This is a genomic window from Cytobacillus sp. IB215316 (assembly GCF_033963865.1).
In the GTDB taxonomy this organism is placed as follows: domain Bacteria; phylum Bacillota; class Bacilli; order Bacillales; family SM2101; genus Nanhaiella; species Nanhaiella sioensis.
Map to the genome: position 1 here is coordinate 17572 of NZ_JAXBMC010000023.1, position 22908 is coordinate 40479.

A 22908-nucleotide genomic window follows, 5' to 3' on the forward strand; every position below is an offset into this window, starting at 1 on the left:
GAAATAACTAACGAGAGGTAGTTTAATGTTGCTATGTTGCATATAACAGGAGAAAAGGTACAGTTACACATATATTTTCCTAACATTACTAACAGCAGCCTCTAGCTAAAGTAGGTAAAAGCAACTTCAAAGCTAAAGAAAAGGATTTTTTCTCATAAACTTTGTTGCATTTATTAACATAGTAGGATGAGGGTTTATCCGAGCTCAATCATTGATAGAGATGCTATGAACTAGTAAAAAAGCGCAAAGAAATAAAACCTCATCTCATGAGGTTTTATTTCTTTGGTATTTTTATTGTAAACTGATAGTATTCGTCGAATTCTTCTTCTTCAGCATTTATTGATAATCCAGTGTCTTCAACCATAGATAACGATTGACGTATTGTATTTACGGCAATCCTCATATCTTTACTAAAAGCCTTTTTACTAGCCTTCTTTTTAACATTTGATTGTTCTAATAGTTTTACAACACGGTCTTCTGTTTGCTTAACATTAAAATGTTTCTCAATAATTTCATGTAATAACTGAATTTGTTTTCTTGGATCTTTTAATGCAATTAATGCCCTTGCGTGGCGTTCGGTAATTTTCTTTTCCATTAAAGCTTGCTGTATTTCATTTGGAAGCTTTAACAAGCGTAATTTATTCGCAACTGTTGATTGTCCCTTCCCAAGACGTTGAGCTAACGCTTCTTGAGTTAAATTATGTAATTCTAGTAATTTGGCATATGCTATCGCTTCTTCGATTGCTGATAATTCCTCACGTTGTAGATTTTCTATTAAAGCAACAGATGCTGTTTCTGTGTCATTGAAGTTTTTTATTATAGCCGGTATCGTATCCCATCCCAATTGCTGAACAGCTCTCCATCTTCGTTCTCCTGCAATGAGTTCATATTTTTGATCATCTAATATACGAACGACTATTGGTTGGATAATTCCGTGTGTTCTAATCGTTGAAGCTAATTCTGAAATTTTTTCTTCCGCAAATACAGACCGAGGCTGATATCGGTTTGGGATGATATCCGTTACGTGCAATTTTTTAATCTCTTCATTTTCTGTTGTTTCAATAATTTCTCTTTCTTCTTTTTCACTTAGTCCAAAGATTCGTGAAAAATGATGTTTCATATGATACACACCACCTTTTAGAAACTCCTCAATTAATATTCTCTATAAAAGGATAAAGTTCCTGCTATTACATTTTACTATTAAATGTTTCACGTGAAACATTCCATTATTCAATCGGTAACTTGTTTGGTGTTCCTGGCTTTCTTGGATATTTTTTTGGTGTTGACTTTTCTTTCTGAATAATAACAATATTTCGTTCACTATTTTCAATTGGTAACAAAAAATGATGAACATCAATCAGTTTACCACCTAGAGTATTTATTGCTTTTGATCCGTTCGTTAACTCTTCTGTTACCGAAGAAGCTTTTAATGCTAAAAACATGCCCTCTTTTTTAACTAATGGCATACATAATTCACACAATACTGACATACGCGCAACTGCTCGAGCAGTTACAACATCAAAGCTTTCTCTCATTTCTGCTTTTCTTCCAAAGGTCTCAGCGCGATCGTGATAAAAGAAAGTATGATCCAAGTGCAGCTCATTAGCAAGGTGCTGTAAAAAGCTAATTCTTTTATTTAAAGAATCAACAATCGAAATTTTTAAATGCGGAAAACAAATTTTCAAAGGAATACTAGGGAATCCTGCACCAGCACCTACATCACAAATTGACAGGTTTTTAGTAAAATCAAAATGAAACGCAGCTGTAATTGAATCAAAGAAATGCTTCAAATAGACTTCTTGTTTATCAGTTATGGCTGTTAAGTTCATTTTATTATTCCACTCAACTAATAACTGATAATACAGCTCAAATTGTTGTAATTGTTGAGAGGATAACTTTATCCCCTGTTCATTCAGCATGTGCTGAAACTGTTCAATATTCATAATCAATTCCTTTCATTGCACAATTAGAAAGTCCTGTGTTGATGCTTCACTGACTTACAACATGTCAAACGATGTTATCATAACACATTCGCCATATACAATGAATAGCTAAACTACTTGCTAAATAATTGTTTGACATGACTCTTAATCAAGGCTGTTTCCCCATTGTTTGTTGTTTATCGTATTAGGACATAAACTCGAACACAACTAGCGCTCTTGGCACATTTTCTTCTGTAACATGATAACTATCATGTAAAACCAATTCTTTTAGTATAAATTAAAATAGCAACAAAGTTTACACAAACAGCCTTTGTATAAAAACTCTCCTTTATCTCCACAGATGAAGGTAACTATTTATGATAAAGGGGCTTATATAGGATTTAATCAGGGCTGCTGGATATATTATTCGTTCGACAGTCTAGCTACCCTTCCTTGCTCAATATATACTAATAAAATTGAAATATCGGCTGGATTAACTCCTGAAATCCTTGATGCTTGCGCAACAGACAAAGGTCTTACTTCATTTAATTTTTGTTTCGCTTCATTTGCAATCCCAGTAATCATATCATAATCAATGTTATCTGGGATTTTTTTATTCTCCATTTTCTTTAAACGTTCTACTTGTTGTAGTGATTTTTCTATATATCCTTCGTACTTAATTTGTATTTCAACTTGTTCAGTGATCTCTTCATTTAATTCTTCTTCGCCAGGAGCTAAAACTTTAATATCTGAATAACTCATTTCAGGTCTTTTTAATAAATCAGATGCTCGAATCCCATCCTTTAGTTCACTACCACCAGCATTTCGAATATGCTCCTGAACTATACTACTAGGTTTAATAATAAATGACTGCAAGCGTTTTTTCTCAAGTGCGATTGCTTCTTTCTTAGCAATAAATTGTTGATACCTTTCTTCCTGAATAAGGCCAATCTGATACCCTATATCTGTTAAACGCAAGTCAGCATTATCATGTCTTAATAATAGACGATACTCAGCTCTTGAAGTCAATAATCTGTATGGCTCGTTCGTTCCTTTTGTTACTAAATCATCAATCAAAACACCTATATACGCATCAGAACGACTTAAGATTAATTCTTCTTTTCCTAAAGCACGATTTGCTGCATTGATCCCAGCCATGATACCTTGACCTGCCGCTTCTTCATATCCTGAAGTTCCGTTTATTTGACCTGCAGTGTATAGGTTTTGTATATTCTTCGTTTCTAATGTAGGCCATAATTGTGTAGGGACAATCGCATCATACTCAATTGCATAACCAGCTCTCATCATTTGGACATTTTCAAGACCAGGGATTGTGGAAAGTATTTGTTGTTGCACATCCTCTGGTAAGCTAGTAGATAATCCTTGTACATATACTTCCTGTGTATTTTTTCCTTCAGGCTCTAAAAAGATTTGATGACGTGGTTTATCGTTAAAACGGACAACTTTATCTTCTATGGAAGGACAATAGCGTGGTCCTGTCCCTTTTATCATACCTGAATACATTGGAGAACGATGAAGATTATCATCAATTATTTTATGTGTGTGCTCACTTGTATACGTTAACCAGCAAGGTAATTGGTCAGCCATTTCTTTTGTAGATTCATATGAAAATGCTCGAGGAACTTCATCACCTGGCTGAATTTCAGTTTTACTATAATCAATAGAATGACTATTTACACGAGGTGGTGTCCCTGTTTTGAATCTAACTAAATCAAATCCTAGTTCCTCTAAATGTTTAGATAAATTAACGGATGGTTGTTGATTGTTTGGTCCACTAGAATATTTTAAATCACCTAAAATGATCTCTCCTCGTAAAAAGGTCCCAGTTGTTATAACAACGGTACTCGCTTTAAAAATCCCACCTGTTTGAGTGATAACACCTGTACACATACCATCTTCTATAACTAATCGTTCAACCATCCCTTGCATTAATGTTAGGTTTTGTTCGTTTTCTAACGTTTTTTTCATTTCATGTTGATATAAAAACTTATCGGCTTGAGCACGTAAAGCTCTTACTGCTGGACCTTTCCCAGTATTCAACATTCTCATTTGAATATATGTTTTATCAATATTTTTTGCCATCTCGCCGCCTAAAGCATCAATTTCACGAACGACGATGCCTTTTGCCGGACCCCCTACAGAAGGATTACAAGGCATAAAGGCAACCATATCTAAATTAATTGTAAGTAGCAAAGTTTTAGCTCCTAGCCTTGCTGAAGCTAAACTTGCTTCACAACCTGCATGGCCTGCACCAATAACAATTACGTCATAATGACCTGCTTGATACCCCATTTGAGTACCCCCTTTATTCAATATTTTTTTCTTGTTGTATCCGCCTCGATTACTTCCCAAGACAAAATTGCGAGAATAACTGATCAATGAGACTTTCATGCACTGCTTCACCGATGATTTCACCTAAAAGTTCCCAAGCTCTTGTCAAATCTATTTGAACAATATCAATCGGTACTCCACTATTAATGCTATTCACCGCATCATCAATAGCAACTTTAGCTTGTGTTAGTAGCGATATATGACGACTGTTAGATACGTAAGTCATATCTTTTGACTCTATGCCTCCCTCAAAGAATAATGAAGAAATTGCTTCTTCTAGCTGCTCAATCCCTTCCTCCTGTAATAAAGAGGTAGATACGATAGGATAATTATTTGCTAATTCTTTTACTCGAGTCATATTAATTGTTTGGGGTAAATCTGTCTTATTAATAATGACAATTACATCCATACCCTCTACGGCATGAAATAGCTGTTCATCATCAACGCTAAGCTCATCATTTGAGTTTAAAACTAATAAGATAAGATCTGCTTCCTTTAATTTTTCTCGTGAGCGTTCTACACCCATTCTTTCGACGATATCTTCAGTTTCACGTATCCCTGCAGTATCAACTAACCTCAGAGGCACTCCTCTTACATTGACGTATTCCTCAATTACATCACGGGTTGTTCCAGGAATATCCGTAACAATTGCTTTATTCTCATGAACCAAACTATTTAATAAGGAGGATTTTCCTACATTCGGTCTACCAATAATTACAGTAGATAAGCCTTCTCTTAAGATTTTTCCTTGTTGAGATGTTTGGATTAGCTTATGAAGTTCATGCTGTACATTATTCGCCTTTGGCAATAATAACTGATGAGTCATTTCTTCAACATCATCATATTCAGGATAGTCAATATTCACTTCTACATGTGCCAAGGTCTCCAAAATATCTTGTCTGAGTCGATTAATTAACTTTGATAAGCGCCCCTCCATTTGGTGTAAGGCAACATTCATAGCACGATCTGTTTTGGCACGTATTAAATCAATAACTGCTTCAGCTTGTGATAGATCTATTCTCCCATTCAAAAATGCTCGTTTCGTAAATTCTCCCGGTTCAGCTAAGCGAGCTCCACCTTTAATTACGGTCTGTAATACTCTATTGACGGAAACTAAACCACCGTGGCAATTTATTTCTACTACATCTTCACGAGTAAATGTTTTTGGCCCTTTCATTACTGAAACCATTACTTCATCTATCGTTTCATTATTTATCGGATCTACGATATGGCCGTAATGAATTGTATGAGAAGGAACCTCTATCAATTTTTTATCTGAAGGTCCTTTGAAAATGGAATCTGCAATACTTAGCGCTTCAGCACCGCTAAGCCTCACAATCGCAATTGCTCCCTCTCCCATCGGAGTAGAGATTGCCGTAATTGTATCAAAGTCCATTCTTTTATTCACCGCTCTCTTAACATAAAATAACAAACATTATTTATTATTAAGCTATTTTCGCAATGGTTGTTGCTTTTAAGTTATAACCACGAGCAAAAACTAGCGTTCGTGACATCTTTTTCTGTAAAAATAGTATACAAACGTTTCGTCACCATTTCCAATTTGGTGATAATAGCAATAAAGTTCACAAAAAAACTTTTATAAAACAGCAACAATCACATAAAACCTCGTTCTCTGATGTAATTTAGTCATTATAGCAACAAAGTTTACGAAAAGAGCCTAATTAATATGACAATAAATATATTTAAAAACGTTTCCCTAAATTTTAAGAATACCATATCTTCAATTATCTAAAAAGATATTTGTATTATCATTTCCCTAATATCCACATTGAATAACCCATTTTAACAAACCTAGATGATTATCAGTTATCCACATGTGAATAAGATCTTTATTTTATTACATGACTTCCAGTTATCTTTATGTAGATTTATTTGACATTGTTGTTTCTTCTTTTGTAATGGCTGTTTCCGGATTCATTGTTGTTTTTCGTATTAAGAAAGAACACCTACACAACTAACTTTTGTGGCATCTTTTCCTTCTGGACAACGATGAATAACATTATAAAACCACTTTTTATAGTACTAAATTGATAACAATAGCAACAGTGTTTAAAAAAAGAGCGTTTGTAATTTAGAACTGCACAATTGCTATTATATTAAAATAGAGAAAAATCATGAAGTTCCGTAATAATTTAATAGAAAAGAGCCATACAATAGCGCTAAATGCATATGAGGAATAATGAGTACGGTTTGTAAAATAAAAAAAGCGACTCAATTTTGAAGACATCAACCAAACAATTACCATTTATTGTAAATAAACTATTGTGTAGTCTATAAACAATAATGTATTATTGCTTAGGTCTCCTATGAGCCACCAATGTACTTATTTTATTGGACTAATTACTATATGTCGATGTGGATCAGAACCTGAAGAATATGTTTTAACTTTATCATTTGTTGCCAATGCAGTATGAATGACTTTACGTTCATATGATGGCATTGATTCAAGTGATATATCCTTCCCAGTTCGAAGTGATTTTTCTGCTAAACGTTGTGCTAACTGATACAACGTTTCTTTCCTACGTTCTCGATAATTTTCGGCATCAACAATAATGTTCAAATAATGGTCTGCATATCGATTTGCAACTAATTGTGTTAAATATTGAAGGGAATTAAGAGTTTGTCCTCTTTTGCCAATTAAGATTGCAATTTTTTCACCTGACAATTGGAAGTTAACATATTTCCCGTCTTGTTTAACTTCAATTTTGACGTGAACACCCATATTTTCTGTAACTTGTTGAAGGAATTGCTGAGCTTCTTCGATCGGATCATGCAATTTGGTAACTTTTACAACTGCTGGCTTAGTGCCAAAAATACCAAATAGTCCTTTTTTGCCTTCATCGATGATATTTATTTCAGTGCGGTCTTTTGTTGTTTTTAACTGTTCTAGAGCTGATTGTACTGCTTCATCGACTGATTGGCCTGTAGCAGTTATTTGCTTCACTTTTTCTTATTCGCTCCTCCCGCAATTTCTGTTTTTATTTCTGGTCCTTTAATAAAATATGTTTGTACAATCATAAATAGGTTCCCAACTACCCAATATAAAGATAATGCTGCTGGAAAGTTAAGTGCAAAAATAATGATCATAATCGGCATAATCCATAGCATCATTGCCATTTGTGGATTTTGATTTTGAGTACCTGCCATCATCATTTTTTGTTGAATAAAAGTTGTTACCCCAGCTATAAGTGGTAATAAATAGAATGGATCTGCTTCCCCAAGGTTAAACCATAAAAATTCATGCTGTTTAATTTCAACAGTTCTCATGATTGCATGGTAAAAACCAATTAAGATAGGCATTTGTATTATTAATGGGAAACATCCCGCTAATGGGTTTACACCATGTTTTTGGAATAGCTGCATCGTTTCTTGCTGAAGTTGTTGTTGAGTTTTTTGATCCTTAGAGCTATATTTTTCACGAAGCTTTTGCATTTCTGGCTGTAATGCTTGCATAGCTTTCGAGCTTTTTGTTTGCTTAATCATTAACGGTAAAATTACTAAACGAATCAAAATTGTTACGATAATAATCGATAATCCATAATTATTATTCATGAGTTCTGCTACAGATGTTATTAACCATGATAGTGGATAAACGATATATTCATTCCAAAATCCGGTACTTTCTTTCGTAATTGGCTGGTTTACTTCAGTACAACCTGATATGATAGCTACTAAACCAATAAGACCAATTACTAGAAGAATTCGCCTTTTCAATCAAATTTCCTCCTCAAATATTATTCAATTTGATCTTTTATCTGATAAAAGTTTAGATTTATGACCATTAAGTATTGTAACATTTTTTAAACAAAAATTCCCTTGCTTATTTTCCACTCTTTAATATTTTTGCTCTTTTACATACATGGTGCAGACTACTTTTTATTTCCGCATAGTCCATTTCAGCAGCTGGTTTTCTAGCAATTATAACGTAATCCATTTCAGCTCTTAGAACATCTTTCGAATCGGTAAACACTTGTCGAATCAATCGCTTTATTCTATTTCTAGATACAGCATTTCCAATCTTTTTACTTACAGACAAGCCAATTCGGAAAAAATCTTGATCTGGTTTTTCAAGTACGTAAATAACAAATTGACGGTTAGCAAAGGATTTTCCCTGTTTGAAAACTTTTTGAAATTCATCATTTTTTTTTATTCGATACTTTTTCTTCATTTTTATCCCCCTGTAATTCATAGGGTTTAACATTATGATGCGCAAAATTAAGAAAAGCCTACGAGATCTATCATCCTTCCGCCAAACACTAAAGCTAGATATTTATGAATAGCTTTAGTCGGCCGCTTTAAGCGACAGCTATAAGTCAAGCTGATAGATTTTGGAGCTACATATAGTTAATGCTCAAGCATGAATAACACTCCAACATAATGTATATACTTTCTTATCTAATTGAAAAAAGACCACTGACGTTTCAGTGGCCTAAGCTGATAATACTTTTCTTCCTCTACGACGACGACGAGCTAAAACCTTACGTCCGTTTTTAGAGCTCATTCGACTACGGAATCCATGTACTTTACTCCGCTTACGATTATTTGGTTGATAAGTTCTTTTCATTATATGACACCTCCCTGAGGAATAGCTGTTAAAGACAGTCTTACTAATTATAGAGAAGAAACATATTAAATGTCAACCTATCATTTTAACTTCAATATTTTTTTAAAATTGACATACTTTCTCACTTTATTAAAGTTATAAAACATTTCTGTGGACAACTTTTTTACATTTATTTTTGTTCTTCTACAGTTATCGACAGCATTTACCCAATATCTCCTTATGTGGACATTTTTTTTAAACAACCTGTTAAAGTTGTGGATAAGCTACTAAAAAGCATTGCAACTATTATATTTTTTTGTTATCATATTTGTGTTTTCTATCTGTGAATAATTTATTTTATAATTACGTTATCCACAAAATGTGGATAACGTGTGGATATTTTATTAAAGGTTGTTTAAATGCTTGTCCACAAGTATGGGGATTTGTCGATAAACTACTTTTCATCATTATAAACTGTTCTCCACACAATTTCTGCGTGTATATTTATTCAGTTATACTAATTATGTGAATGCAATCTAATGTAAGGGAGGGCATGTGTTGGAAAATATTTCGGATTTATGGGATAAAGCTCTCAGTGAAATTGAGAAAAAACTAAGTAAACCCAGCTTTGAAACTTGGCTAAAAGCTACAAAAGCATATTCATTAAAAAATGATACGTTAACCATTACGGCTCCAAATGAATTTGCAAGAGATTGGCTCGAGTCTAGATATTCAGTATTAATTGCAGAAACAATTTACGATATAACAGGCGAACAATTAACGATTAAATTTATTATTCCTCAAAATCAACAAGATGAAGACCTTGAGACAAATGTACCTGCAAAAAAAGTGAAAAAACAGGATAATAATCACCCTGAACTACTGCAAAATATGCTAAATCCAAAATATACATTTGATACCTTTGTCATTGGTTCTGGTAACCGATTTGCTCATGCTGCTTCATTAGCTGTAGCAGAGGCACCAGCGAAGGCGTATAATCCCCTTTTTATATATGGTGGGGTAGGATTAGGTAAAACTCATTTGATGCATGCGATTGGCCATTATGTAATCGAGCATAATCCTTCAGCTAAAGTAGTCTATTTGTCTTCCGAGAAGTTTACAAACGAATTTATTAATTCGATTAGGGATAACAAAGCAGTTGATTTTCGAAATAGATATCGCAATGTTGATGTTTTACTTATAGATGATATTCAATTTCTAGCTGGAAAAGAACAAACTCAAGAAGAGTTTTTTCATACTTTTAATACTTTGCATGAAGAAAGTAAACAAATTGTCATCTCAAGTGATCGTCCTCCAAAAGAAATACCGACGCTAGAGGATCGCTTAAGATCTAGATTTGAATGGGGGTTAATTACAGATATTACACCTCCTGATTTGGAAACAAGAATAGCAATATTGCGTAAAAAAGCAAAGGCAGAAGGACTCGATATCCCTAATGAAGCTATGTTATATATCGCAAATCAAATCGATTCAAATATACGTGAGCTTGAAGGTGCACTTATACGTGTTGTAGCTTATTCGTCACTAATTAATAAAGATATTAACGCAGATTTAGCTGCTGAAGCTTTGAAGAATATCATTCCTAGTGCTACACCAAAAGTAATAACAATCCATGAAATCCAAAAAACTGTTGGTCAGCATTATAATGTAAAACTTGAAGACTTTAAGGCTAAAAAACGTACAAAATCAGTCGCTTTTCCTAGACAGATTGCAATGTATTTATCACGAGAATTAACCGACTTCTCACTACCAAAGATCGGAGAAGAATTCGGGGGAAGAGATCACACGACTGTTATTCATGCACATGAAAAAATTTCTAAATTAATTCAAACAGATTCACAATTACAAAAACAATTGAATGATATTAACTCTCACTTAAAAGCATAGTAGGTTTATACTTATTCTTAATACTGTGAATAACTTAACGCATATTACACACAGTCTATCCACATGTGGATAGACTGTGTTTCCTTTGCTATAATTAGTTATCCACAATTCCACAGCCCCTACTATTACTTCTACTATTTTTTTAAAAAAATATATATATTCAATTGTTACCTAGTTTATGACTAAAGGAGGACTTCATAATGAAATTTATTATTCAGCGAGACTATTTATTACGCAGTGTACAAGATGTAATGAAAGCCGTTTCTTCTAGAACAACAATTCCAATATTAACGGGTATTAAAATAGTGGCAAATGAAAGTGGAGTTACATTAACAGGAAGTGATTCTGATATTTCCATAGAATCATTTATCCCGTTAGAACATGAAGATTTAGAAATTGTTGAACTAGTCAAAAGTGGAAGTGTTGTTTTACAAGCTCGTGTATTTAGTGAAATTGTTAAAAAGCTACCTAAAGAAAGTGTAGAAATTGATGTTCAAAACCACTTTTTGACTATTATTAGATCTGGAAAAGCAGAGTTTAATTTAAATGGCTTAGATGCAGAGGAATATCCATTATTACCACAAGTTGAAGAAAATGATGCTTTTCAAGTTCCGTCTGATTTAGTAAAACAATTAATTAGACATACAGTTTTCGCAGTGTCCACGTCAGAAACACGACCTTTATTGACAGGTGTAAACTTGAAAATAGAAAATAATGAATTGACCTGTATTGCAACAGATAGCCATCGACTTGCTCTACGTAAAGCGAGAATTGATTTGAATACGACAGATGTATCGTATAATATTGTAATTCCAGGAAAAAGTTTGAATGAACTAAATAAAATATTAGATGATTCAAATGATCCAGTTGATATCGTAATTACAGAAAACCAAGTGTTGTTTAAAACAAAACACATATTATTTTTCTCACGATTGCTTGAAGGTAGTTATCCAGATACATCACGTTTAATTCCTGAGGAAAGTAATACTGAAATCAAAGTGTCAGCTAAAGAGTTTTTACAAGCTATCGATAGAGCTTCTTTACTTGCTAGAGAGGATAGAAATAATGTTGTAAAATTAGCCATCTTAGAGGGTGGGATTATTGAAATCTCTTCGAATTCACCGGAAATTGGTAAAGTTATTGAGGAAGTCCAAAGTCAATCTATTAGTGGTGAGGACTTAAAAATTTCCTTTAGTTCAAAATACATGCTTGATGCATTAAAAGTTTTGGGAGAAACAGATATTAATATTAATTTTACTGGAGCGATGAGACCTTTTGTCATTCGTCCTCTTCACGATGATTCAATGCTACAGTTGATTTTACCTGTTCGCACATATTAATTCATGTTAAGAGAGAAGTGTGATGTACAAATATGTAAGAAACAACAATATCTTATATAACCTTCTATCGAATGGGTTATGATCACGAGTTGAAGGCTAGTTCAAAAATAGACATGCTCACTCTCGAACAGTGAATATAGCTCTAATAAATATATCCTTTTTTATCTTTGAAACGTTTTGGCATGGAGTGTTACTTTTCGTAATAAGAAATAAAGTATGTATAAACCAAGTGTTTATAGCATCTTTTCTCGTTTATGATTTAGTCAATTGCATATAATTATTTGTTGCTGTCCTAAATTAGTCTCAATAGCAACAAAGTTTACAAAAAGAGCCTTGCAAAAAAGAAAGCTGCTAGTATGAGAAAAAACTAGTAGCTTTCTTTTCTATCCTCTTATTTTTTAGTACAATGAAGTGATAAGTAATTTTTGAAAGTAACATAATATGTTTACAATATAAACTAGCATAATATTACATGGGAAAGAGAGCGATCATATATGACAAAAATGATCACTATCTCAACTGATATTATTACATTAGGTCAGTTTTTAAAGTTAGCAGATGTAATTCAAACAGGTGGGATGGCGAAGTGGTTCTTAAGTGAACATGAAGTATTTGTAAATGGACAAGCTGAAAATCGTAGAGGACGAAAACTTAAACAAGATGATGAAGTAGTTATTCCTGGATTCGGAACTTTTATTGTGAAAGTATAGTTGGTGGCTGACTTGTATATTGAAGAACTAGCACTGAAAAATTATCGGAATTATAAGAGTGTGGAAGTAACATTTGAAAACAAAGTTAACGTAATATTAGGTGAAAATGCTCAAGGAAAAACAAACGTTATGGAAGCTATTTTTGTCTTGGCGATGGTCAAATCACATCGAACGTCTAATGACAAGGATCTTATAAGATGGGATGAAGAATATGCTAAAATAGAAGGAAGGATTCACAAAAATAATGGTATCCTTCCTTTACAGTTAGTTATATCGAAAAAAGGCAAGAAAGCTAAATATAACCATATTGAACAACAAAAATTAAGTCAATATGTCGGCAATATGAATATTGTCATGTTTGCACCTGAAGATTTACATTTGGTAAAAGGCAGTCCGCAAGTGAGGCGGAGATTTATCAATATGGAGATCGGTCAAGTCTCACCTTTATATTTACATGATTTAAATCAGTATCAAAAGATTTTACAACAGAGAAATCATTACTTAAAGAAACTACAGCTTAACAGGTCAAAAAGCGACCCGATGTTAGACGTTTTGACTGAGCAACTTGTTGAGGCTGCAGCTAAAATCTTGATAAAAAGATATGAATTTTTAGAGCTGTTACAGAAGTGGGCTGAACCAATTCACCGTGGTATTAGCCGAGGATTAGAAAGTTTACAGATTGATTATAAGCCTTCAGTTGATGTATCAGAAGATGTTAGTTTGTCAAAAATGGTAAAATCATTAACGGAAAAGTTTGTTAAAATAAAAGAGAAGGAAATTGAACGTGGGATGACTCTTGCTGGACCGCACCGTGATGATTTAGCTTTTTATGTCAATGGTAAAGATGTTCAAACATTTGGATCACAAGGGCAACAAAGAACAACAGCTCTCTCACTAAAATTAGCAGAAATTGAATTGATTTATGCTGAGACAGGAGAATATCCAATTCTATTGCTAGATGATGTTTTATCAGAATTAGATGATTATAGACAATCTCATTTATTAAATACAATAAAAGGAAAAGTACAAACATTTGTTACGACAACAAGTGTAGATGGGCTTGATCATAGTACATTAGATGAGGCCTCTACTTACCAAGTTGTGTCAGGAGAACTGACAAAACTATCATGAGGTGATGTCATGTTCATTCATTTAGGAGAAGACTTGATTATTAGAAATAGTGATATAATCGCGATTTTGGATCGGCAATTACTCACATCCTCTCCAATTATTGTAGAATTTATAAAAGCACACAAGAGTGATACTGTTCAACTCTCTGGTGAAACAAAATCAGTCGTAGTAACCGTAGATAAAGTTTATTTTTCACCCCTATCATCGAATACGCTGAAGAAAAGAGCACAGATGGGTTCAGAGCTAGATTCAATTTTATTCTAAATATTAAGCAAATTATGATGTGAATTCGAGGTACGTGCTACAACGAGTGAAATATGGAATAAAGACTATCTTTAGACTTAAAGTGTAGGATCTGTCAGATATAATTGTTCTCTATAGTAATTTTTAAAATAGCATTTTTGAACGAGTTCACTGAAAGTGCAGGTGGTTTAAGTGACAATGGAACAAAAAGAAATAGATCAACAAACTTATGATGAAAATCAAATACAAGTCTTAGAAGGACTAGAGGCTGTAAGAAAACGCCCAGGAATGTATATTGGTACCACAAGTGGTAAAGGGCTGCATCATCTTGTATGGGAAATTGTCGATAATAGTATAGATGAAGCATTAGCTGGCTATTGCGATGAAATCAATGTAGTCATTGAAGAAGATAATAGTATTACTGTTAAGGATAACGGGCGTGGAATTCCTGTTGGTATTCATGAGAAAATGGGACGCCCAGCTGTTGAGGTTATCATGACAGTACTTCATGCAGGTGGAAAATTTGATGGTAGCGGCTATAAAGTCTCTGGTGGACTTCACGGTGTTGGAGCCTCAGTCGTAAATGCACTTTCGACTCACTTAGAAGTATTTGTTCACCTGAATGGTGAAATTCACTATCAAAAATATGAGCGCGGCGTACCGTGTGCTGATTTAAAAGTCATCGGTGAGACAGATATAACTGGAACCATTACTCATTTTAAACCTGATGGTGAAATATTTACTGAGACGTTAGAGTATGAATATGATATTCTTGCAAATCGTCTTCGTGAATTAGCCTTTTTAAATCGTGGCATCAAGATTACGATTGAGGATAAAAGAGTCGGAGATAAAAGTAATGAATACTACTACGAGGGTGGAATCATTTCTTATGTTGAACATTTAAACAGAACGAAAGAAGTTATTCATGATGAACCGATCTTTGTAGAAGGAGAAAAAGAAGGAATTTCAGTAGAAGTTGCCTTGCAATATAATGACAGTTATGTGAGTAATATCTACTCGTTTGCCAACAATATAAACACGCACGAAGGTGGTACTCACGAATCAGGTTTTAAAACAGCATTAACTAGAATCATTAATGACTATGCAAGAAAGCATAATATATTTAAAGATAATGACTCAAATCTTACCGGTGATGATGTTCGGGAAGGTTTAACTGCGATCGTATCAATTAAACATCCTGACCCACAATTTGAAGGACAAACGAAAACAAAATTAGGGAATAGTGAAGCGAGAACAATAACTGACTCTCTCTTTTCTGATAAATTGGAAAAATTTCTCCTTGAAAATCCTGTAGTAGCAAAAAGGATAGTCGAAAAAGGAGTTACTGCATCTAGAGCAAGGCTAGCAGCAAAAAAAGCGAGGGAATTAACACGTAGAAAAAATGCACTCGAAATTTCGAATTTGCCAGGAAAACTTGCTGATTGCTCATCAAAAGATCCATCGATCAGTGAGTTATATGTGGTTGAGGGTGATTCTGCAGGTGGGTCTGCAAAGCAAGGTCGAGACCGTCATTTTCAAGCTATCCTTCCTTTACGTGGGAAAATTATTAATGTTGAAAAGGCAAGATTAGATAAAATATTATCTAATAATGAAGTGAGGACAATTATTACTGCTTTAGGTACAGGTATTGGAGAAGACTTTGATATTTCAAAAGCTCGTTATCATAAAATTGTTATTATGACTGATGCAGATGTTGATGGAGCGCATATTCGTACATTATTATTAACTTTCTTTTATCGATATATGAGACAGATTATTGAGTCTGGCTATGTTTATATCGCACAACCACCTCTTTATAAAGTTAGTCAAGGCAAGAAAGTGGCTTATGCATATAATGAACGTGAATTAAACGGAATTCTAGAAGAGTTAACAGGTAATGCAAAGCCAGGACTTCAACGTTATAAAGGTTTAGGTGAAATGAATCCAGAACAGCTTTGGGAAACGACGATGGATCCTGATACTCGTACGTTATTACAGGTCAATCTTCAAGATGCGATTGAAGCTGATGAAACATTTGAAGTATTAATGGGTGATAAAGTAGAACCAAGGCGCAATTTTATTGAAGAGAATGCGCAATATGTTAAGAACTTAGATATTTAATATGAGTTATGCGGTTTAACTGGATAAAAAGCGTGGTTTCGGAAATAATGAGCATTGACTTTCCGGAACCCTTTTTATGTTGGCCGTATGCGCATTATTTATGGTTTTTCGAAATTTAAGCGAAATGTGAATTCATGGTACCTATTATTCTGAAAAACGACTGACTATGCTAACTTGGTGAAGATGCCAACAAATTTTTCGCCTATTAGAAATAGAATCTAATATAAAATAGGTGTATGTGTGCTGCAATTGATTATATTTGTATTATGTAAGTAGCGTTTTATATTAACTTGGTTAATGAATTCCTTTTATATTAAGTAGCTTTAAATCAAAAATATCTATATAATAGATATGTTATAGAAATTTATGTATATTCGTATTTAGTCTTGTTATGACGGGGCTTTGGCATATCACTGTTACTATAAATTGTTTTCTTTTATCTAAGAGAAAAGCTTTAGTCACAATTTTTATGAATAGAGCCAAAATAAAACCACATTTTAATAGTTTCTACTGTTAACTCAGGAGGTGGTTTTCATATTAAGAAAAAAAATGATTTTTATCATGGCCATTGTTGTTGTACTTATCGGATGTTCGCCTAGTCAATCAAATAATGATAGTAAAGGCACTGAGCAAAGAGAAATCGAGCTAACTATTTCTGCAGCTGCAAGTCTCCGAAATGCTCTATCAGAATTAAAATCACTCTTTGAACAAGGTAATAACAATATTAAGATTGCTTATAATTTTGGCTCATCTGGGGCGTTACAGCAACAAATTACTCAAGGTGCTCCTGTAGATATATATTTTTCTGCTGCTAAGGATAACTACGATTACTTAGTTGATGAAGGTATGATTGCACAAGGAGTAAATTTGTTAACAAATGAACTTGTCCTTATTGCACCGAAAGAGCATGGGACAAACATTAGTAAATTTGAAGACCTTACTAGTCCTAATATTTCTCAACTTGCAATCGGTATTCCTGAATCAGTACCAGCGGGGAAATATGCAAAGGAAGCACTACTACATATGGATTTATGGAAAAAAGTAGAAGATAAGCTTATATTATCTAAGGATGTTCGACAAGTATTAACATATGTGGAAACAGGTAATGTTGATGCAGGAATGGTGTATAAAACAGATGCATTAATTTCCTCCGACATAGAAATCGTAGATGTTACTCATAAGTCAAATCATTCATCTATTATTTATCCAGTAGGAATTATAAAAGATACGAAAAATATTCATGAAGTAGAACAATTTTTTGAATTTTTACAGAGTGAACAAGCTTTAACTGTTTTTGAAAAATTCGGATTTAAACCTTTGGAATAAGGAGTCAATCATGACGGTAGAGTTTTGGTCTCCAGTACAAAAATCAATTGAAATTGCTTGTGTCTCAGGTTTAATTGTTCTCATAATTGGCTTAATTATGGGACGCATGATGTCGAAAATAAACTTTAAGGGGAAAGTCATTTTTGAAACAATCTTAATGCTTCCTCTCGTTCTTCCACCATCGGTAGTTGGCTTTTTGCTTATCGTAATATTTGGCAAAAACAGTCCAGTTGGAAGAGGAATTGAAACAATTTTTAATCAATCTATTATTTTTACTTGGTGGGCAGCCGTTATTGCAGCTGTTGTCGTTTCTTTCCCGCTTATGTATCAATCAGTAAAAACTGGCTTTTCTTCCATTGATTTTGGTATTGAAGAAGCGGCACGAATAGATGGTGCAAATGAGTGGAAAGTAGCTATTTTTGTCTCCATTCCTCTTGCATTAAAATCTATTATATCTGGTGCAGTATTAAGCTTCGCTAGAGCTCTAGGTGAATTTGGCGCAACACTTATGTTTGCTGGTAATATCCCAGGAAAAACACAAACAACATCAACCGCTATTTATGTTGCAATAGATTCAGGTAATTTAGAAACTGCTTGGTTATGGGTGTTAATGATGGTTTTTGTGTCATTTATTATGTTAATAGCAGTTCAGTATATTAGATAATATCACTATTTGAGTTATATAGAGTGTGTATATTTGGATAAAATAGTTATTAGTATGCTCAATGTAATGACATTTATATGTGCTACTAAAAAAGTATGTTATGATTATTAAATAATAAAAATGCAACCACCCTCGTAGGAGGTAAATTCACATGTCTGAAAATCAAAGCTCTCGTATAAAAGAAGTAAATATTAGTCAGGAAATGCGTTCCTCGTTTTTAGATTATGCAATGAGTGTCATAGTATCAAGGGCGTTACCTGATGTTAGGGACGGACTAAAACCAGTTCATCGACGTATATTATATGCAATGAATGATCAAGGTATGACTGCAGATAAGCCATACAAAAAATCAGCACGTATCGTTGGCGATGTTATAGGTAAATATCATCCTCATGGAGATTCAGCTGTATACGATACTATGGTTCGTATGGCACAGGATTTTAGCTATCGCTATATGCTCGTTGATGGCCATGGGAATTTTGGTTCTGTAGACGGTGATGCAGCAGCAGCGATGCGTTATACAGAATCACGAATGGCGAAAATATCAATGGAGTTACTTCGTGATATTAATAAAGATACGATAGATTACCAAGATAACTATGATGGATCTGAAAAAGAACCGATTGTTTTACCATCTCGTTTTCCGAACTTATTAGTGAATGGAGCAGCTGGAATAGCTGTAGGTATGGCTACAAACATACCACCACATCAGTTAGGAGAAGTCATTGATGGCGTATTGGCGCTAAGTAAAGATTCTGATATTAGTGTTGCTGAGTTAATGGAAATAATACATGGCCCGGATTTTCCAACAGGAGGAATCATTCTCGGTCGGAGTGGTATTAGAAAAGCATATGAAACAGGCCGTGGATCAATTACAATTCGCGGTAAAGTTGTCATTGAAGAAAAAAATGGTGGAAAAGAAGTTATTATTGTTAACGAACTACCTTACCAAGTGAATAAAGCAAAGTTAATAGAAAAAATCGCAGAACTTGTACGCGATAAAAAAATAGACGGCATAACAGATTTACGTGATGAGTCAGATCGTAATGGAATGAGAATAGTCATCGAAGTTCGAAAAGATGCAAATGCAAATGTGCTGTTAAATAACTTATATAAACAAACTGCATTACAAACTAGTTTTGGTATTAATATGTTGGCATTGGTAGATGGACAACCTAAAGTATTAAACTTAAAGCAGTGTTTGTATCATTATCTGGAACACCAAAAAGTCGTTATTCGTAGAAGAACAGATTTTGAGCTTCGTAAGGCTGAAGCGCGTGCTCATATTTTAGAAGGACTACGAATTGCTTTAGATCATTTAGATGAAGTTATTGCGCTTATTCGTAGTTCACAAACAACAGATATTGCACGGGAAGGTTTAATGAATCAATTCTCGCTATCTGAAAAGCAAGCACAAGCTATATTAGATATGCGCTTGCAAAGATTAACAGGCTTAGAGCGTGAGAAAATAGAAGAGGAGTTTCAAAACCTCTTACAATTAATTGCAGAACTAAAAGAAATTTTGGCAAATGAAGAAAAAATCTTGCAAATTATTAGAGAAGAACTAGCAGAAGTGAAAGAAAGATTTAATGATGAGCGACGTACTGAAATTGCAACAGGTGGGTTCGATTCGATAGAAGATGAAGATTTAATTCCCCAGGAAAACATTGTTATTACCTTAACACACAATGGCTATATTAAACGTCTTCCAGCATCAACTTATCGCAGCCAAAAACGTGGAGGTCGTGGTATCCAAGGAATGGGGACAAATGAGGATGACTTTGTTGAGCATTTATTAACTACATCCACACACGATACAATTCTATATTTTACAAACAAAGGGAAAGTGTATCGTAAGAAGGGATATGAAATCCCTGAGCTAGGTAGAACAGCAAAAGGTATTCCGATTATTAACTTATTAGAGATTGATAAGGATGAGGAGATAAATGCAATTATTCCTGTCACTGAATTTGGAGATGATATGTTCTTGTTCTTTACTACGAAACAAGGGATATCAAAACGCTCACCTTTGTCATCTTTCTCAAATATCCGTAACAATGGGTTAATTGCACTCAATTTAAAAGAAGATGACGAACTAATTTCTGTTAAGCTGACAGATGGAACGAAAAATATTATTATTGGCACCAAAAATGGTATCCTTATCCGTTTTATCGAGACAGATGTAAGATCCATGGGAAGAACTGCGACTGGTGTTAAAGGAATTGCGATAGAAGATGACGATGAAGTTGTTGGTATGGACATTTTAGAAGATGACTCAAATGTTCTCATTGTTACAAAAAAAGGTTATGGTAAGCGAACGCCAGCGATAGAATATCGCAGTCAAAGTCGTGGGGGGAAAGGTTTAAAAACTTGTAATATTACAGATAAGAATGGAACAGTTGTAGCGGTTAAAGCTGTGTCAGGCACTGAGGATATTATGATTATTACAGCTGGCGGAGTACTTATTCGCATGGATGTAGGTGACATATCACAGATGGGCCGAAACACTCAAGGTGTTAGACTTATTCGTCTTGATGAATCTGATGAAAATGAATTTGTAGCAACAGTTGCTAAAGTACAAAAAGAAGTTGAAGATGAATATGATGGAGAAGATGAAGAATTAAATGCTAATGAAGAATTAAATGTTAATGAGGAATAATGCTAAGGTTCACTTTAAGGTGTTTTGTAATTGAAGAAATCAAATATCTATACAACACTGTAGCTCGTTATAGCTCTTCCGTTTGTTAACATTGGTAATGCTAATGCTTCATCTACCTGAGCTAACTTTGTTAAAAGTTACAAAGTTTATGATAAAAGCCTTAATTAAAGAGGGTGACTGAAAAGATCTGACAGTACGCTTTATATGCTGTATATAGAGGTTTTTAACCTCAATTGTTTATACAAGATAGCGAAGTTGTAGAGTCAGATGCTTATTTTCGGTCACCCTTTCTATATATTTTTGGAAATTAAAAAGTAATAGGAGGGATATCCATGAAGGTATCCATTGATCAATTACAGGAAGGGTGTATTCTTTCTGATGATGTCAAGTCGATTTCAAATAGACCTATTATGGCAAAAGGTACGGTTTTAAATGAAGAATTATTAAACATTTTACATATTTTTTTAGTTGATGATGTGAAAGTCGAAACATCTCTAGTAAGTGGTGAATTATTTAAACCAACTAAGCGAAATGGGGAAAAGATAGAAGAGCAAGAAGAAAAATTCCAAACTTTTATTGATCACTATTTACAAGTAGTGCAGTATTATAAAAAAATGTTTATTAGCTGGCAAGCAGGTTCACCAGTTGATATTGGTGATATAAGAAAGCAACTACTACCATTGCTAGAAAGGTTCTTAGAAAATCCATCAGCTATTTTTGTGCTACTACGTCATAGTACAAAAGAAGATTATTTATATCATCATGGAGTAACCGTTAGTTTATTAGCTGGCTTTTTAGGTAAACAGTTACAATATAGCCAAGGAGATTGGATACAAATTGCATTAGCAGGCTTTTTATGTGACTGTGGTATGGCAAAGATAAATCCTAAAATACTTAAAAAACAATCTTCTCTAACTGAGGAAGAAAGATTAGAAATAAACAAACATCCTGAATACAGCTATAAAATGGTTGAAAAAATTGGCGTGCTAAAAAAAGGTGTTAAGGAAGCGGTTCTTCAGCATCATATTAGAGATGATGGAACAGGTTACCCTATAGGAATGCTTAAAGGAATACTGCACCCTTTTAGTAAAATAGTTGCAGTAGCAGATGTATATCATGCAATGACATCTGAACGTGAATATAAAGCGAAACAATCTCCATTTGTGGTCATGGATTTGATTATTCAAGATAGTTTTGGAAAATTAGACACGAATGTTGTACATGCGTTAACAAAAGTAGTTACGAATTATGCTAACGGTCAAAAGGTAAAGCTATCAAATGGCCATACAGGAAAAATAGTTTTTGTTGAAGAAAAAAACCCTACTCGACCGATGGTCAGTTTATTTAAAACTAATGAAATCATTCATTTAAAAGATTATAGAGACGTCTATATTGAAGAAATCGTGTAGAAGACTACTTTCGATTTAATGACGTTTCTTTAAATTAACAACTAATGTACATAGCTAGTATTTGAGCCAACATTACTAAACTTCATTTTTGTTATTGTTATTTATTAATTGGCTGCTTTGCATGATTATTGTTTTTTCGTACTAAGAAATTAATACATATACACTAAAGCTTCTAGGCATCTTTTCTTAGATATACTCTTTTGGTTGTTGTAATTTTGTAAATATAACAATAAAACTTATGGAAAGAGCAATATGAATAGAAAGAGTTAGTTGTTTTATTATTATGAAAATTACTTACTACCTTGCGTTCATGCACTTTCCCTGCTATACTAATCAAGGTCAACAAGTTGTCAAAGAAAGTCGTGTTTTTTTTACAAAAAACAATTGACGAATGATAGATAACTATGTTAATATATAAAGGTCGCTTCAAAAGACGACATTAAAGTTCTTTGAAAACTAAACAAAACAAAAGCGTCAACGTTAATTTTTTTAAACAAATGAGCAATCAAACTTTATTGGAGAGTTTGATCCTGGCTCAGGACGAACGCTGGCGGCGTGC

18 protein-coding genes are annotated in these 22908 nt (G+C 33.7%); 10 read left to right on the forward strand and 8 right to left on the reverse strand.

Features of this window, described 5'->3' with window-relative positions; genetic code table 11:
* Positions 1-274: 274 nt before the first annotated feature.
* The 8 genes from noc to rpmH form a co-directional block, all read right to left on the reverse strand.
* Positions 275-1120 carry a nucleoid occlusion protein gene (gene noc / locus SLH48_RS20905; RefSeq protein ID WP_214482803.1) on the reverse strand — a complete coding sequence of 282 codons (846 nt, stop codon included), beginning with the start codon at positions 1118-1120 and terminating at the stop codon, positions 275-277.
* Positions 1121-1226: 106 nt separating this feature from the next.
* Complete coding sequence (gene rsmG, locus SLH48_RS20910) at positions 1227-1943, reverse strand: 16S rRNA (guanine(527)-N(7))-methyltransferase RsmG (protein ID WP_320259700.1); 717 nt, start codon at positions 1941-1943, stop codon at positions 1227-1229.
* A 402-nt stretch (positions 1944-2345) separates the two neighbouring features.
* On the reverse strand, positions 2346-4235 hold the full coding sequence (mnmG, locus tag SLH48_RS20915; protein ID WP_320259701.1) for a tRNA uridine-5-carboxymethylaminomethyl(34) synthesis enzyme MnmG: 1890 nt from the start codon (positions 4233-4235) through the stop codon (positions 2346-2348).
* A 49-nt stretch (positions 4236-4284) separates the two neighbouring features.
* Positions 4285-5670, reverse strand: coding sequence for a tRNA uridine-5-carboxymethylaminomethyl(34) synthesis GTPase MnmE (gene mnmE / locus SLH48_RS20920; RefSeq protein WP_320259702.1), 1386 nt, complete (start codon positions 5668-5670; stop codon positions 4285-4287).
* Positions 5671-6618: 948 nt separating this feature from the next.
* Positions 6619-7239 carry an RNA-binding cell elongation regulator Jag/EloR gene (gene jag, locus SLH48_RS20925; RefSeq protein ID WP_214482800.1) on the reverse strand — a complete coding sequence of 207 codons (621 nt, stop codon included), beginning with the start codon at positions 7237-7239 and terminating at the stop codon, positions 6619-6621.
* Positions 7236-8009 carry a YidC family membrane integrase SpoIIIJ gene (gene spoIIIJ / locus SLH48_RS20930; RefSeq protein WP_320259703.1) on the reverse strand — a complete coding sequence of 258 codons (774 nt, stop codon included), beginning with the start codon at positions 8007-8009 and terminating at the stop codon, positions 7236-7238. Before spoIIIJ ends, jag begins: the two co-directional genes overlap by 4 nt.
* Positions 8010-8115: 106 nt before the next feature.
* A complete protein-coding gene (gene rnpA / locus SLH48_RS20935; protein ID WP_320259704.1) occupies positions 8116-8463 on the reverse strand; it encodes a ribonuclease P protein component in 348 nt (115 codons plus the stop codon).
* Positions 8464-8724: 261 nt separating this feature from the next.
* On the reverse strand, positions 8725-8859 hold the full coding sequence (gene rpmH / locus SLH48_RS20940) for a 50S ribosomal protein L34 (RefSeq protein WP_214482797.1): 135 nt from the start codon (positions 8857-8859) through the stop codon (positions 8725-8727).
* A 537-nt stretch (positions 8860-9396) separates the two neighbouring features.
* Here rpmH and dnaA point away from each other — a divergent pair.
* The 10 genes from dnaA to SLH48_RS20990 all read left to right on the forward strand — a co-directional run bounded on the left by dnaA (position 9397) and on the right by SLH48_RS20990 (position 22349).
* Complete coding sequence (gene dnaA, locus SLH48_RS20945; protein ID WP_320259705.1) at positions 9397-10746, forward strand: chromosomal replication initiator protein DnaA; 1350 nt, start codon at positions 9397-9399, stop codon at positions 10744-10746.
* Positions 10747-10946: 200 nt separating this feature from the next.
* Positions 10947-12086, forward strand: coding sequence for a DNA polymerase III subunit beta (dnaN, locus tag SLH48_RS20950; protein WP_320259706.1), 1140 nt, complete (start codon positions 10947-10949; stop codon positions 12084-12086).
* Positions 12087-12580: 494 nt separating this feature from the next.
* The gene (yaaA, locus tag SLH48_RS20955; protein WP_214482794.1) at positions 12581-12796 is read left to right on the forward strand and encodes a S4 domain-containing protein YaaA; all 216 of its coding nucleotides are present in this window, start codon (positions 12581-12583) and stop codon (positions 12794-12796) included.
* Between the two features lie 12 nt (positions 12797-12808).
* On the forward strand, positions 12809-13927 hold the full coding sequence (gene recF / locus SLH48_RS20960; protein WP_214482793.1) for a DNA replication/repair protein RecF: 1119 nt from the start codon (positions 12809-12811) through the stop codon (positions 13925-13927).
* Positions 13928-13936: 9 nt separating this feature from the next.
* Positions 13937-14191 carry an extracellular matrix regulator RemB gene (remB, locus tag SLH48_RS20965; RefSeq protein WP_214482792.1) on the forward strand — a complete coding sequence of 85 codons (255 nt, stop codon included), beginning with the start codon at positions 13937-13939 and terminating at the stop codon, positions 14189-14191.
* Between the two features lie 177 nt (positions 14192-14368).
* Positions 14369-16291: a DNA topoisomerase (ATP-hydrolyzing) subunit B gene (gene gyrB / locus SLH48_RS20970; protein ID WP_214482907.1), complete on the forward strand. Its 1923-nt coding sequence runs from the start codon at positions 14369-14371 to the stop codon at positions 16289-16291.
* Between the two features lie 561 nt (positions 16292-16852).
* Positions 16853-17617, forward strand: coding sequence for a molybdate ABC transporter substrate-binding protein (gene modA, locus SLH48_RS20975; protein WP_250886657.1), 765 nt, complete (start codon positions 16853-16855; stop codon positions 17615-17617).
* A 10-nt stretch (positions 17618-17627) separates the two neighbouring features.
* Entirely contained in the window at positions 17628-18281 is a 654-nt protein-coding gene (gene modB / locus SLH48_RS20980) for a molybdate ABC transporter permease subunit (protein WP_320259707.1), read from the forward strand.
* A 151-nt stretch (positions 18282-18432) separates the two neighbouring features.
* Positions 18433-20940, forward strand: coding sequence for a DNA gyrase subunit A (gene gyrA / locus SLH48_RS20985; RefSeq protein ID WP_320259708.1), 2508 nt, complete (start codon positions 18433-18435; stop codon positions 20938-20940).
* Between the two features lie 332 nt (positions 20941-21272).
* Positions 21273-22349, forward strand: a complete 1077-nt coding sequence (locus SLH48_RS20990; protein ID WP_320259709.1) for an HD-GYP domain-containing protein — start codon at positions 21273-21275, stop codon at positions 22347-22349.
* Positions 22350-22908 lie beyond the last annotated feature (559 nt).